14 protein-coding genes are annotated in these 13,931 nt (G+C 72.6%); 3 read left to right on the top strand and 11 right to left on the bottom strand.

Annotation, left to right across the window (positions count from 1 at the left end):
• The 6 genes from TN53_RS22520 to TN53_RS22495 form a co-directional block, all read right to left on the bottom strand.
• Positions 1-631 (bottom strand): hypothetical protein (locus TN53_RS22520; protein WP_234441674.1); only part of this gene is annotated, 631 nt, incomplete at its 3' end.
• A 124-nt stretch (positions 632-755) separates the two neighbouring features.
• Complete coding sequence (locus TN53_RS22515; protein ID WP_046260399.1) at positions 756-1,553, bottom strand: type III pantothenate kinase; 798 nt, start codon at positions 1,551-1,553, stop codon at positions 756-758.
• Positions 1,554-1,558: 5 nt separating this feature from the next.
• Complete coding sequence (gene nadC, locus TN53_RS22510) at positions 1,559-2,545, bottom strand: carboxylating nicotinate-nucleotide diphosphorylase (protein WP_046260398.1); 987 nt, start codon at positions 2,543-2,545, stop codon at positions 1,559-1,561.
• 5 nt (positions 2,546-2,550) lie between these two features.
• On the bottom strand, positions 2,551-4,266 hold the full coding sequence (locus tag TN53_RS22505) for an L-aspartate oxidase (protein WP_046260397.1): 1,716 nt from the start codon (positions 4,264-4,266) through the stop codon (positions 2,551-2,553).
• A complete protein-coding gene (gene panC / locus TN53_RS22500; RefSeq protein WP_046260396.1) occupies positions 4,263-5,264 on the bottom strand; it encodes a pantoate--beta-alanine ligase in 1,002 nt (333 codons plus the stop codon). Before panC ends, TN53_RS22505 begins: the two co-directional genes overlap by 4 nt.
• Complete coding sequence (locus tag TN53_RS22495; protein WP_046260395.1) at positions 5,261-6,190, bottom strand: Rossmann-like and DUF2520 domain-containing protein; 930 nt, start codon at positions 6,188-6,190, stop codon at positions 5,261-5,263. The genes panC and TN53_RS22495 overlap by 4 nt, the downstream gene beginning before the upstream one ends.
• Before the next feature lie 173 nt (positions 6,191-6,363).
• On the opposite strand from TN53_RS22495, the gene TN53_RS22490 reads away from it, so the two are divergent.
• Positions 6,364-7,530: a threonine aldolase family protein gene (locus tag TN53_RS22490; RefSeq protein ID WP_095046651.1), complete on the top strand. Its 1,167-nt coding sequence runs from the start codon at positions 6,364-6,366 to the stop codon at positions 7,528-7,530.
• On the opposite strand, the gene TN53_RS22485 is transcribed toward TN53_RS22490, so the two are convergent.
• Complete coding sequence (locus TN53_RS22485; RefSeq protein WP_046260393.1) at positions 7,520-7,735, bottom strand: hypothetical protein; 216 nt, start codon at positions 7,733-7,735, stop codon at positions 7,520-7,522. The two genes, TN53_RS22490 and TN53_RS22485, sit on opposite strands and share 11 nt — an antisense overlap.
• 155 nt (positions 7,736-7,890) lie before the next feature.
• Here TN53_RS22485 and TN53_RS22480 point away from each other — a divergent pair, with 155 nt between their 5' ends.
• A complete protein-coding gene (locus TN53_RS22480) occupies positions 7,891-8,994 on the top strand; it encodes a DUF5937 family protein (protein WP_046260392.1) in 1,104 nt (367 codons plus the stop codon).
• Between the two features lie 4 nt (positions 8,995-8,998).
• Here TN53_RS22480 and TN53_RS22475 read toward each other — a convergent pair whose 3' ends face one another.
• The 3 genes from TN53_RS22475 to TN53_RS22465 form a co-directional block, all read right to left on the bottom strand.
• On the bottom strand, positions 8,999-9,631 hold the full coding sequence (locus TN53_RS22475) for an AAA family ATPase (protein ID WP_046260391.1): 633 nt from the start codon (positions 9,629-9,631) through the stop codon (positions 8,999-9,001).
• Between the two features lie 49 nt (positions 9,632-9,680).
• Positions 9,681-10,352, bottom strand: a complete 672-nt coding sequence (locus TN53_RS22470) for a response regulator transcription factor (protein ID WP_046260390.1) — start codon at positions 10,350-10,352, stop codon at positions 9,681-9,683.
• A gap of 93 nt (positions 10,353-10,445) precedes the next feature.
• Positions 10,446-11,645, bottom strand: a complete 1,200-nt coding sequence (locus TN53_RS22465) for a sensor histidine kinase (protein WP_046260389.1) — start codon at positions 11,643-11,645, stop codon at positions 10,446-10,448.
• 118 nt (positions 11,646-11,763) lie between these two features.
• On the opposite strand from TN53_RS22465, the gene TN53_RS22460 reads away from it, so the two are divergent.
• Complete coding sequence (locus TN53_RS22460; RefSeq protein WP_046260388.1) at positions 11,764-12,801, top strand: SAM-dependent methyltransferase; 1,038 nt, start codon at positions 11,764-11,766, stop codon at positions 12,799-12,801.
• On the opposite strand, the gene TN53_RS22455 is transcribed toward TN53_RS22460, so the two are convergent.
• The gene (locus TN53_RS22455; protein ID WP_046260387.1) at positions 12,766-13,917 is read right to left on the bottom strand and encodes an NADH-quinone oxidoreductase subunit D; all 1,152 of its coding nucleotides are present in this window, start codon (positions 13,915-13,917) and stop codon (positions 12,766-12,768) included. The two genes, TN53_RS22460 and TN53_RS22455, sit on opposite strands and share 36 nt — an antisense overlap.
• Positions 13,918-13,931: the final 14 nt, after the last annotated feature.

Genomic DNA, 13,931 nt, shown 5'->3' with positions numbered 1-13,931 from the left:
TGCCGGAGCCGCCGGCCTCGTGGAGGGAGGAGCCCCACTGGGTGCCGCGGCCTTGGCGGTGGTCGCGGATGGGGCGCGCGGGGGCCGGCTTGGGGGTGGCCGGTTTCTCCATGGGCTTCTTCTCCGGCTGCTCGGGCTTCTCGGCGGACTCGGCGGCATGGTCCTCGTCGGCGCCCGGGGAGCGGTCCGAAAGGCCCCCGGGAAGGGCCAGGAGGCGGGTACGGGAGGCCGGGACTGCCGGGGTGGTCCACCGGGCCGTCCCGCGCGCGAGACGGGCGCGTACGTCCTGCTCGGCGAGGACCAGACAGCGATCGAGCAGGGCCGCCGCGACGGGGTTGCCGCGCAGGGCTCGCAGGGCGGCGAGATCGTCGACCTCCGGGCGGTACCCGGCGCTCAGCGCCTCCTCCAGGAGGGCGAGGTAGCCGGCGGCGGTGCCGGGCAGGGCGGCGCGGTACCGGGCGAGGTCGGCCACCAGGAAGGCACGCAGCCGGGCGCCCTCGCGCATCGCCTCGTCGAGGGAGTCGGCTAGGCGGAAACAGTCCTGAACGTCCTCGGCCGAGGCGGTTCGGGGGTGAAGGGCAAGAGCGAGAGCGCGGCGGAGCACACGCAGCTCCTCCACACCGAACGCCATGCCGCCGCGGGATCCGTATGGCGTGGGCATGCGGCGACAGTACGCGCTAATCAGACAAACTCGACATAGGGCGGGCTGGTGTGGCGCGCGGTGCCACCCGGCCGGACGCGCTTCCCGCCCCGTCTCACATGCGCGACACGTTCCGCTCGTACACCAGCCGCAGCCCCACCAGCGTCAGCCACGGCTCGTGCTCGTCGATCACCGAGGACTCGCCCAGCACCATCGGCGCCAGGCCGCCCGTGGCGATGACCGTCACGTCGTCCGGGTTCTCCGCGAGCTCGCGGGCCATGCGCTCGACGACCCCGTCGACCTGCCCGGCGAACCCGTAGATGATCCCGGACTGCATCGCCTCGACGGTGTTCTTGCCGATCACGCTCCGCGGCCGGGCCACCTCGATCTTCCGCAGCTGCGCGCCCCGCACCCCGAGCGCCTCCACGGAGATCTCGATGCCGGGCGCGATGACGCCGCCGACGTACTCCCCGCGCGCGGACACCGCGTCGAACGTCGTCGCCGTACCGAAGTCGACGACGATCGCCGGACCGCCGTACAGCTCGACCGCCGCGACCGCGTTGATGATGCGGTCCGCGCCGACCTCCTTGGGGTTGTCGGTAAGGATCGGCACGCCCGTCTTGACGCCCGGCTCCACCAGCACCGCGGGCACGTCGCCGTAGTACCGCCGCGTCACCTCGCGCAGCTCGTGCAGCACCGAGGGCACCGTCGCGCAGATCGCGATGCCGTCGATGCCGTCGCCCAGTTCCTCGCCGAGCAGCGGGTGCATGCCCATGAGGCCCTGCAGCAGGACGGCCAGTTCGTCGGCCGTGCGGCGCGCGTCCGTGGAGATGCGCCAGTGCTCGACGATCTCCTCGCCGTCGAACAGGCCGAGGACGGTGTGCGTGTTTCCCACGTCGATCGTGAGCAGCATCGTGACTACTCCGCCGCACGCAGGTCGAGGCCGATGTCCAGGATCGGCGAGGAGTGGGTGAGTGCGCCCACCGCCAGGTAGTCGACGCCGGTGTCGGCGTACACGCGCGCGTTGTCCAGCGTCAGCCGGCCCGAGGCCTCCAGTGCGGCGCGCCCCTGCACGAGCGCCACCGCCTCCTCGCACTCGCCGGGCGCGAAGTTGTCCAGCAGGATCAGGTCGGCGCCCGCGTCCACGACCTCCCGCAGCTGGTCCAGGGTGTCGACCTCGACCTCGATCGCCACGTCCGGGAAGGTCTCGCGGACGGCCTTGAAGGCCTGCGCGACGCCACCGGCGGCGACCACGTGGTTGTCCTTGACCAGCGCCGCGTCGGAGAGCGACATGCGGTGGTTGACCCCGCCGCCGCACCGCACCGCGAACTTCTCCAGCGACCTGAGGCCGGGCGTCGTCTTGCGTGTGTCACGTACGCGTGCCTTGGTGCCCTCCAGCGCGTCCGCCCACGCACGCGTGGCGGTCGCGATGCCGGACAGCCGGCACAGCAGGTTCAGCGCGCTGCGCTCGGCGGTGAGCAGGTCACGCGTGCGCGTGGTGACCGACAGGAGCTTCTGCCCGGCCTCCACCCGGTCGCCGTCCTCGACGTGCCGCTCGACCTCGAACTCGTCCTCGCAGACCACCGAGACAACCGCCTCGGCGACCCGGAGGCCGGCCACGACTCCCGCCTCGCGCGCGACGAAGTCGGCGGTGGCGACGGCGTCCTCGGGGATGGTGGCGACCGTCGTCACGTCCACGCCGTGGTCGAGGTCCTCCTGGATGGCCACGTTGGCGATGTCCTCGACCTCCACGGGGTCGAGCCCCGCGTCGGCCAGGAGCTGGGCGAGCGCGGGGTCGAGCCCGCACACTGCGTATTCTGCGGCCTCCTCGCCGCCGTCTGCGCCACAGGCGCAGCCGTCGCCGCAGCCGCCGGTCTCAGCGAGGGGAAGGTCGGGGGTGCTCACGTCTGTCACTGCTCCTGAAGGGGCTGCCGGGTCGGGGGGAAGTCTGCGGTATCGGTGGTGTGTACGGCGAGTGTGCGGTCCGGATTCAGCCGTACGACGATGTGGCGGCGCCATGTGGTGTCGTTGCGGTCGGGCCGGTCCTCGCGCCAGTGGCAGCCGCGCGTCTCTTCACGCACGCGTGCGGCGGCGACCAGGACACGGGCCACGCACAGGAGGTTGGTGGCCTCCCAGGTGTCGACGCCGGGCTCGGCCGTCTTGCCGTTCTCGGTGAGGGCGTCGCGAGCGTCGGTGTGCAGCTGCTGGAGCTGTTCGGCGGCCTTCTCCAGGGAGTCCGCTGAGCGCAGGACGCCGGCGCCGTTCGTCATGGCCCGCTGGATCGCGAACCTGGCCTCGGGTGACTGCAGCGGGTGCGCGGGCGTCTCGGGGCGCTCGACGGGTGCGGGCACGCGCGCGTGGAGGCCGTTCGCCGCGTGGACGGCGGCGATGTCCTCCACGATGCGCTCGGCGTAGACGAGGCCCTCCAGAAGGGAGTTGGAGGCGAGGCGGTTCGCGCCGTGCACGCCGGTGCAGGCGACCTCTCCGCACGCGTACAGGCCCGGGACGGTCGTGCGGCCCTGGGGGTCGGTGCGCACGCCGCCGGAGGCGTAGTGGGCGGCCGGGGCTATCGGGATGGGCTCGGTGACCGGGTCGATGCCGTGGGCGCGGCAGGCGGCGAGGATCGTCGGGAAACGGTGCGCCCACATGTCGGCGCCGAAGTGCCGGGCGTCGAGGAACATGTGCTCGACGTCCTGTTCCTGCATGCGGCGCATGATGCCCTTGGCGACGATGTCCCGGGGCGCGAGCTCGGCCAGCTCGTGCTGCCCGACCATGAAGCGCACGCCGCCGGCGTCGACCAGGTGGGCGCCCTCGCCGCGTACCGCCTCGGAGACGAGGGGCTGCTGGCCCTCGGCGTCCGGGCCGAGGAAGAGCACGGTGGGGTGGAACTGGACGAACTCCAGGTCGGAAACCTCGGCGCCCGCGCGCAGGGCGAGTGCCACACCGTCGCCCGTGGACACGGACGGGTTGGTGGTCGCGGAGAAGACCTGGCCCATGCCGCCGGTCGCGAGGACGACCGCGGGGGCGTGCACGGCGCCCACGCCGTCGTGCTGGCCCTCGCCCATGACGTGCAGCGAGACGCCCGCCGTACGGCCGTCGGCGTCCGTCAGGAGGTCCAGGACGAGCGCGTTCTCGATCGTGCGCAGTCCACGCGCGCGCACCGCCTCGACGAGCGCCCGGGAGATCTCCGCGCCGGTCGCGTCGCCCCCGGCGTGCGCGATGCGGCGGCGGTGGTGGCCGCCCTCGCGGGTGAGTTCCAGGCCGCCTTCCTCGGACTCGTCGAAGTGCGCGCCGGTCTCGATGAGACGGTGCACGGCGTCCGGGCCCTCGGTGACGAGGATCCGTACCGCGTCCTCGTCGCACAGGCCCGCGCCCGCGACCAGGGTGTCGTCGAGATGCTGTTCGGGGGTGTCGCCCTCGCCGAGCGCCGCGGCGATGCCGCCCTGCGCCCAGCGGGTGGAGCCGTCGTCGAGGCGGGCCTTGGTGACGACGACCGTCCTGAGGCCCGCGGCCTCGCAGCGCAGGGCCGCGGTGAGGCCGGCGACGCCGGAGCCGACGACCACGACGTCCGCGGCGATGGACCATCCGGGCGCGGGCGCGTGCAGTCGTATGCCTGTGCTGGTCACGAGGCGGCTCCGAGGGTTCCGAAGGTGAGGGGGAGGTTGTCGATCAGCCGGGTCGTCCCGACCCGGGCGGCGACGGCGAGGACGGCCTCGCCGGCGAAGTCGTCGTCGATCTCCGAGAAGTCGGACGGGTCGACGAGCGCGAGGTAGTCCAGGGCGATCGGCGGGTCCATGCGGGCGGCGTCGTCGAGGACCAGACGGGCGGCCGCGCGGACGGCGGAGGGGGCGCCCGGGAGTGCCTTGGCGACGGCGTGCGCGTCGGCGGCCGCGCGGGACTCCCCTATGGCGCTGAGAGCTTCGGCACGCGCGTGCGTGGCGGGCACTTCACGTGCCCTCGCGCGCAGCGCCTCCTGTGCGGCGTGCCGGTCGCGGCCCGCGAACAGCGCCTGGGACAGGGCGAGCGCGGTGCGCCGCTCCTTGGGCGACAGGTACCGGTTGCGGCTGGACAGGGCCAGGCCGTCGTCCTCGCGGACGGTCGGCACGCCGACGATCTCGACGCCGAAGTTCAGGTCCCGCACCATGCGCCGGATCAGGGCGAGCTGCTGGGCGTCCTTCTGGCCGTACAGGGCGACGTCGGGGCGGGTGAGATGCAGCAGCTTGGAGACGACGGTGAGCATGCCGTCGAAGTGCCCCGGGCGCGAGGAGCCTTCCAGGCGCTCTCCCATGGGGCCCGCGCTGATGCGGACCTGGGGCTCGCCGCCGGGGTAGACCTCGTCGGCGGAGGGCGCGAACACGGCGTCCGCGCCCGCCTGTTCGGCGATCTTGAGGTCGGCGTCGAGGGTGCGCGGATAGCGGTCGAGGTCCTCGCCCTCGCCGAACTGCAGGGGGTTCACGAAGACGGTGACGACCACCTCGCCCTCGGGGCCGGCGATCTCGCGCGCGGTGCGGATCAGGGTGGCGTGGCCCTCGTGCAGGGCGCCCATGGTCATCACGACGGCACGGCGGCCGTGGCGTACGCGCGCGTGGAGCTCGTCGGCGGTGCGCAGCAGGATGGCGGTCATCCGGCATCTCCCTTGGTGCCGTCGGTCCCGTTGGCGAGTACCCCGAGAAGGTCCTCAGCGAGCTCGGGCTTCAGCAGCCCGTGGGCGAGCGCCCGGTCGGCGGTCGCGCGTGCCATCGCCAGGTAGCCGGCGACGGTCTGCGGGGCGTGCTTGCGCAACTCGGTGACGTGCGCCGCGACGGTGCCGGCGTCCCCGCGCGCGACGGGGCCGGTCAGGGCCGCGTCGCCGGAGCGCAGGGCGTTGTCGAGGGCGGCGCCCAGCAGCGGGCCGAGCATCCGGTCCGGGGCCTCGACGCCCGCCTGGCGCAGCAGCTCCATGGACTGGGCCACCAGGGTGACGAGGTGGTTGGCGCCGAGCGCGAGGGCCGCGTGGTAGAGCGGGCGCCGCTCCTCGGCGATCCACTCGGGCTCGCCGCCCATCTCGATGACGAGGGCCTCGGCGGCCAGTCGCAGCTGGTCGGGTGCGGTGACTCCGAAGGAGCAGCCGGCGAGGCGCTGGACGTCGACCGGGGTGCCGGTGAAGGTCATCGCGGGGTGCAGGGCCAGCGGCAGGGCGCCCGCGCGCAGGGCGGGGTCGAGGACCTTCGTGCCGTACCGCCCGGAGGTGTGCACCAGCAGCTGCCCCGGCCGTACGGACCCGGTCTCGACGAGGCCCTCCACGAGGCCGGGCAGGGTGTCGTCAGGGACCGTCAGCAGTACCAGGTCGGCGCGCTCCAGGACCTCGGCGGGCGGCACGAGCGGCACGTCCGGGAGCAGCTGCGCGGCCCGCCTGCGGGAGGCGTCGGAGACCCCGGAGACGGCCACCGGACGGTGCCCGGCGAGCTGGAGGGAAGCGGCCAGCGCGGGTCCCACCCGCCCGGCGCCGACGACGCCGACGGTGAGCCGCGCGGGGCGGTCCTTGGGATCTGGCAGTTGGCTTGTACTCACGCGACGGCGGCCTTCCCGTTCCAGTCCGCTCCGGGTACCGGACGATTTCTCGTCATGTTAACGCGATTGGTTCGAGGGGCGTTCGGTTGTCCACAGGCTGTGGGTTGTCGCACGTCGTACGTGAACGGAAATGCGCGTGCCCGTGGGAAGGGCCGCGCGGGATGATCCGGGGCATGAGCGATGCTGCGGATCAGGTGGAAGTGCAGTCGGCGGAGGAGCAGTTGCGCGAGCGGCGCCGTAACGCCGCGCGGGTAGCGAGGCGTGTCTTGTGGCGCGGCGGGCTCAGCGGCACGATCCGGCAGCGGCTCGCGTCGCTCGCGGAGGCCGCGCCCGAGGTGTACGACGTGGACGAGTCCGCGGACATCTACGGGAACGGGGTCGTGACGGCCCTGGAGGAGCGGGTCGCGACCGTACTGGGCAAGGAGGCCGCCGCGTTCTTCCCCACGGGCACGATGGCCCAGCAGGTCGCCCTGCGCTGCTGGGCGGGCCGCACCGGCAACCAGATGGTCGCCCTGCACGCCCTGGCCCATCCCGAAGTCCACGAACGGCATGCCTTCGCCCAGGTCAGCGGGTTGCGCCCGGTGCGCCTGACCAGCGAGCCCCGGCTGCCCACCGCCGAGGAGGTACGCGACTTCGAGGAGCCCTATGGCGCGCTGATGCTCGAGTTGCCCCTCAGGGACGCCGGATTCGTCCTGCCGACCTGGGAGGAGCTCACCGAGATCGTGGAGGCGGCACGCGAGCGTGACGCGGTGGTGCACTTCGACGGCGCGCGCCTGTGGGAGACCACGGTCCACTTCGGCCGCCCCCTGGACGAGATCGCGGGCCTGGCGGACAGCGTCTACGTGTCGTTCTACAAGTCCCTCGACGGCTTCGCCGGCGCGGCGCTCGCCGGCCCGAAGACCCTGGTGGAGGAGGCGAAGACCTGGCGCCACCGGTACGGCGGGATGGCCTTCCAGCAGTTCCCCACCGCGCTGTCGGCGCTCGTCGGCCTGGAGCGGGAGCTGCCCAGGCTGCCGGAGTACGTCCGCCACGCGCGCGTGGTGGCGGCAGCGCTGCGGGAGGGGTTCGCCGAGGCGGGTGTGGCATGGGCGCGCGTGCACCCCGAGGAGCCGCACACCCACCAGTTCCAGGTCTGGCTGCCGTACGACGCCGACATGCTGATCGAGGCGGCGGTGCGGCAGGCGGAGGAGACGGGGACGTATCTGTTCACCGGCTACTGGGACCGCGGCGGGCCGGGTCTGGCCCTCGCCGAGGTCACCGTCGGCGCCTCCGGCCTGGAGTGGACGGCCGACGACGTGAAGGCGGCGGTGGCGGACTTCGTGGCCCGGCTCAGCGGCTAGGCCGCGGCTGCCGGTGCAGCCACCGGCCCAGGGCCTGCCGTATCCGCCCGTGGGCCGGCCGCTCGGCGAGCACCGCCCGGAACCGCCGGTGGTCGCGCAGTTCGCGCACGACCTGCCAGTCGTGCCTACCGGGCGCGGGCGGGGCGGGCTGGCCGAGGCGCTGGGCACGGTAGATGTCGAGGAGGTACTGCTGGGTGAGGCTCATGGCGTATCGCCTTCTCGGGACGTTTTCCGATGGGTCGGGTCTCCGCGGCTGCCCCGTGATCCCAGGTTGCGCCGGTACGGCGGCGAAGTCGCGCCGATTGACGGCGGCCGTCAATCGGGGGCGGCGCTGTCAGTGCCGGGGTGCACCATGAGGTCATGAGCGTGCGCATCGACATCGCGGGGCTGCGGCCGGAGAGGGTCGCCGTCGTCCCCTCGCCCCTGGCCGAGCTCGGCATGGCGCTGCACGCACTGTCCGAGCCGGGCCACCATCCGGGGCTGCAGGGCTGGGTGACGGGCGTGCTGGCCCGCCTCGACCCGCATCTGGCCGACCGGATGTGCGACGCGGACTTCCTGTGGACGACGACGTTCGCGGACCTGTTCCTGCCGTACGCGGGCATCCCGGGCGGCGCCGCCCTCCCGGGAGCCACGCTCGCCGAGGAACTGGACCTGCTGGACAAGCTCACGGACGAGCAGTTCGTCAACGCGGCGCTGGAGTTCAGCTGCGCGACCTGCTACGACGTCGGGGGCGGCTGGCTCGTCGACGCCGAGCAGGGTCGGCGCGCCCTGGAGCTGGCCGCCGCGCGGGGGCCGCGGCAGGTGCGGTTCACCGAGCTGCTGCTGACCGACCCGCCGAAGATCCGGGCCTGGCTGCGCCAGTTCCTCCAGGACTGCGACGAGGCGTTCTTCGCGGAGACCTGGTCCCGGCTGCGCCACCAGCTCGCGGCGGACGCCCGCCACAAGACCGAGCTCGTGCGCCGCAAGGGCCTCGCCGAGGCGCTGGCCGCCGCGTCCCCGGCGATCACCCTCGACGAGGGCGCCGCCGAGATCACGGTCGACAAGCTGAGCGTGGGCCGTACGACCACGGGGGACGGCCCCCTCATCCTCGTACCGACCAGTCTCGGCTGGCCCCACCTGGCGGTCCTGTACCGGCCCGGCTGGCAGCCCGTGGTGCACTACCCGGTCGGCTCCCCCGAACTCGCGGCGCCGCCCTCCGTCGAGCAGCTCGCCCTGCGCATGACCGCCCTGTCCCACCCCGTCCGGATGCGGATCTGCCGCCACCTGGCCCGCAGCGCCTGGACCACGAGCGAGCTGGCGCAGGCGCACGGGATGACGGCCCCCGAGATATCCCGGCATCTGAGCGTCCTGAAGAAGGCGGGCCTGATCACCACGCGCCGTCGCGGCCGGTACGTCCAGCACCAGCTGGACATCGCGGTCGTGGCCCGGCTGGGCAGCGACTTCCTGGAGGGGATCCTCAGGTAGCCGGTCAGTCGAACCGGATGTGCTTCACCCCGACCCGTACCTGCCTCAGCCTCGTCCGCAGCGCGCCCTCGTTGTTCGGCCGCAGCCTCAGCCCGGCCAGGACGGCGATGCGGTCGGCCGTCTTCGGCACGGTCGATTCGTCCGTCCACAGATGCTCGGCGAACTCGGGCTCCCGCAGCCGCTCAAGGCAGTGGTCGAGCTGCTGCACGGCCCAGGTCTCGCGTCCCAGACCGGCGTTCTTCCCGCCGACATACTGAAGGAGGTGCCCGAAACCGCGCTCGCGCAGCCGCTTGACGACGGTCTCGCGCTGCGCGAGGAGCGTGAAGTGGCGTACGTCGTGGCCGAGTTCGCCCAACCGGCCCACGGTCTCCGCGAAGTAGCCGGAGTCCGTGACCGTCATGGGGGCGATCACCACACCGTCGTGCTGGGTGAGGGCGAGGTCGAACACCTCGACGACGCCCTGCCGCCAGGCCTTCAAGTCCTGGAAGTCCCCGCGCAGTTCGGGTGGCAGCATGCGGCGCAGACCGAAGCCGGCGTGCTCGGGATCGCAGACGACACTGCCGGGCAGCCGCCGCTGGATCTCGTACGCCGTCTGTGTCTTCCCGCCCCCGAAGGGGCCGTTGATCCAGAGGAGCATGCGCAGACCCTAGTGGGCACCGGTTACGCGGGAGTCACGTTCCCGCCGCTCAGCCGTGCCCGCCGGCCCGCACCAGCCCCGTCTCGTAGGCCAGGACCACCACCTGCACCCGGTCCCGGAGGCCGAGCTTGGTGAGGATGCGGCCCACGTGGGTCTTCACCGTCGCCTCGGACAGGACGAGCCGGGCCGCGATCTCGCCGTTGGACAGCCCCTGGGCGACCAGCATCATCACCTCGCGCTCGCGGTCGGTGAGCCGCTCCAGCTCCTTGTGCCGGGGCTCCTTGCCGGTGCTCGGCAGCATCGGCGCGAACCGGTCCAGGAGGCGGCGCGTGGTCGAGGGGGCCACCACCGCGTCGCCGCTGTGCACCGAGCGGATGGCGGTGAGGAGCTCGCCGGGCGGCACGTCCTTGAGCATGAATCCGGACGCGCCCGCCTTCAGCCCGGAGAAGGCGTACTCGTCGAGGTCGAAGGTGGTCAGGATCAGCACCTTCGGCGGGTTGTCCTCCTGGCAGATGCGGCGGGTGGTCTCCACGCCGTCGAGCTTCGGCATCCGGACGTCCATCAGGACCACGTCGACGGTGCTCGCGCGCAGCACCTCAAGGGCCTCGACGCCGTCGCCCGCCTCGGCGACGACCTCCATGTCCGGCTGGGCGGCGAGCACCATCCGGAACCCGGTGCGCAGCAGCACCTGGTCGTCGACGAGCATCACGCGGATCGTCATCGGGGTCCTCTTCCGTCTCTTTCAGGCTCTTGTGGCTCTGCTGATTGCGGTGGCGGGGTTGTTACAGGTGTCAACACAGGGCGTGCGTCGGCGTCAATGCGCCGGTTTGAGCGGGAGCAGCGCACTGATACGGAACCCTCCGCCGGGACGGGGACCCGCGTCCAGAGTGCCGCCGACCATCCCGACCCGCTCACGCATGCCGATCAGGCCGTGGCCCTGTCCGTCGGTGCCGCCCTCTTCGTACAGCTCGTGCGGGGCGCCCTTGCCGTCGTCCTCGACGAGCAGGCCGAGCCCGTCGTCGAAGTACACCAGGCGCACGCTGGCGCCCGCGTTCGGCCCGCCGTGCTTGCGGGTGTTGGTGAGCGCCTCCTGCACGATGCGGTACGCCGTGAGCTCGACGCCGCTCGGCAGCGGGCGTGGTGTGCCCTCCACCTTGAAGTCGACCGGCAGGCCGGAGGTGCGGCACTGCTCGACGAGGTCGTCGATCTGCTCGACGTCGGGCTGCGGGACATACTCGCCGACCTCCTGGTGCTCACCGGTGCGCAGCACGCCCAGCAGGCGGCGCATCTCGGCCAGCGCCTGACGGCCGGTGGAGGAGATCGTCTCCAGGGCCTTCTTCGCCTGGTCGGGCGCGGCGTCGAGGACATAGGCGGCGCCGTCGGCCTGCACCACCATCACCGAGACGTTGTGCGCGACCACGTCGTGGAGCTCGCGCGCGATCCGGGCGCGTTCGGCGGCCACCGCGACCTTCGCCTGCGCCTCGCGCTCCTTCTCGAGCCGGCTCGCGCGCTCCTCGAGCTGCGCGAAGTAGGCCCGCCGGGTGCGGATCGAGTCGCCGAGCACCCAGGCGAGGGCGAACGGCACCGTCAGGAAGATCGCCTTCGCGGCATTGCCCAGCGCGCTCCCGTCCAGCGGCCAGCGCGTCTGCGCCATCGGCGCCGCACACAGCCCCACGGCCAGTGCGAGCCGGGAGGCCCATCGGGAGCCCGTCGCGGCCACCGTGTAGACGATCACCAGCATCGCGAAGTCGGCGGCCATCGTCTGGACGTTCAGCAGCAGCTGCGTCACACCGATCCCGACCGAGAGGACCAGCATCTTCTCCGGCATGCGCCGGCGCAGCGCGATCACCAGGCACAGCAGAAACGCGATCGGAACGATCAGCGCCGGGGAGTCGTTGCCCCGCACCGCCGAACTGGCGGTTCCGCTCAGCAGCGAGATCCCGAACAGGAAGACGGCCCAGAAGGAGTCGACCCCTGTCGGGTGTCTGCGGAGGAAGTCATAGAGGCGCTGCACGTAACCCAGCGTAGGGAAGCGTGAAGCGTGCAGGGGTCAACCGGAGGACCGATCCATGCCCGGCCCGCGTACTCCCCAAGGTGGAGGCCCCGTTCCCCTGTACGCCTAATCTGGCGGCGTGACGGACGACACTGCGGGCGAATGGCGTGGCTGGCGGGCGGCCGCGGAGACCGCCCTGTACGGACCTGGGGGCTTCTATCACCGTCCCGAGGGGCCGGCCGGTCACTTCCGTACGTCGGTGCACGCGTCGCCGTTGTTCGCCGAGGCCGTGGCGCGGCTGCTCGGCCGGGTCGACGAGGCCCTGGGCCGGCCCGCGACGCTCGACTTCGTCGACATGGCCGCCGGCCGCGGCGAGCTGGTCACCGGGGTGCTCGCCGCGCTGCCCGCCGACCTGGCCACCCGCACGCGCGCGTACGCCGTCGAACTCGCCGACCGCCCGGCCGCCCTCGACCACCGGATCGAGTGGCTGACCGAGCCCCCGCGCGGGATCACCGGTCTGCTGTTCGCCAACGAGTGGCTGGACAACGTGCCCGTGGAGATCGCCGCGACGGACTCCGAGGGGGTGGCCCGACGGGTGCTCGTACGGCCCGACGGGACCGAGCGGCTCGGGGAGCCGTTCTCCGGCGCGGAGGCGCGGTGGCTCGCGCGGTGGTGGCCGCTGCCGGCCGAGGAGGGGCTGCGGGCGGAGGTGGGGCTGCCCCGGGACGAGGCGTGGGCCGCCGCGGTCGCCACGGTCGAGCGGGGGCTCGCGGTCGCGGTCGACTACGCGCACGCGGTCGGCGCGCGTCCCCTCTTCGGGACGCTCACCGGTTTCCGCGCGGGGCGCGAGACGGCACCCGTACCGGACGGGTCGTGCGACATCACGGCGCACGTCGCGCTGGACGCGTGCGCGCTGCCCGGGGGGCGCGTACTGACACAACGCGCCGCCCTGCGCGCCTTGGGGGTAGCAGGCGCACGCCCGCCTCTCGCACTGGCCTCGACACAGCCCGCGGCCTACGTACGCGCCCTCGCGAGCGCCGGCGAGGCCGCCGAGCTCACCGCACCCGGCGGCCTCGGCGACTTCGGCTGGCTGCTCCAGCCGGTCGCGGTCCCGGACGCACCGGGCACACCGCTCGGGGCGCTACTTGTCGATGTCCCCGACCACGAAGAACAGTGACCCCAGGATCGCGACCATGTCCGCGACCAGCGTGCCCGGGAGCAGCTCCACGAGGGCCTGGATGTTGTTGTACGAGGCCGAGCGGAGCTTGAGCCGGTACGGGGTCTTCTCGCCCTTGCTGACGAGGTAGTAGCCGTTGATGCCGAGCGGGTTCTCGGTCCACGCGTACGTGTGTCCCTCGGGCGCCTTCAGGACCTTCGGGAGCCGCTGGTTGATCGGGCCGGGCGCGAGCTCGGCCAGGCGGTCGAGGCAGGCGTCGGCGAGGTCGAGGGCGTTGTGGGTCTGCTCCAGGAGGACCTCGAAGCGGGACAGACAGTCGCCCTCCTGGCGGGTCACCACCCTCAGGGTGTCCTTGAGCTCCTCGTACGCGAGGTACGGCTCGTCCCGGCGCAGATCGAAGTCGACCCCGCAGGCGCGCGCGATCGGCCCGCTCACGCCGTACGCGTGCACAGCCTCCGGCGTGAGCACGCCCACGCCCCGCGTGCGCCCCCGGAAGATCTCGTTGCCGAGCACCAGGTCGTCGTACACGTCCATCCGCGAGCGCACCGCGGCGACGGCGCCACGCGCGCGCGTGGCCCACCCGGCCGGCAGATCCTCCTTGAGGCCGCCGACGCGGTTGAACATGTAGTGCATGCGTCCGCCGGAGACCTCCTCCATCACGTTCTGGAGCACCTCGCGCTCCCGGAACGCGTAGAAGACCGGCGTGATGCCACCGAGTTCCAGCGGGTAGGAGCCCAGGAACATCAAGTGGTTGAGCACCCGGTTGAGCTCCGCGAGCAAGGTGCGCGTCCACACCGCGCGCGGGGGGACCTCCATGCCCAGCATGCGCTCCACGGCGAGGACCACGCCCAGCTCGTTGGAGAAGGCCGACAGCCAGTCGTGGCGGTTGGCGAGCATGATGATCTGGCGGTAGTCGCGCGCCTCGAAGAGCTTCTCCGCGCCCCGGTGCATATAGCCGATCACCGGCTCGGCGTGCTGGATCCGCTCGCCGTCCAGGACGAGCCTGAGACGCAGCACACCGTGCGTCGACGGGTGCTGGGGCCCGATGTTGAGCACCATGTCGGTGCTCTCCGCGGCGCCGCCGATACCGACCGTGGTCTCCGTCGTGGGAGTCATGGACACAGTCTGTC

This window comes from Streptomyces sp. WM6386, from assembly GCF_000972385.1.
Lineage (GTDB): Bacteria > Actinomycetota > Actinomycetes > Streptomycetales > Streptomycetaceae > Streptomyces.
The sequence above is the reverse complement of the archived record's forward strand: the minus strand, read 5'-3'. Positions and strand labels throughout refer to the sequence as shown.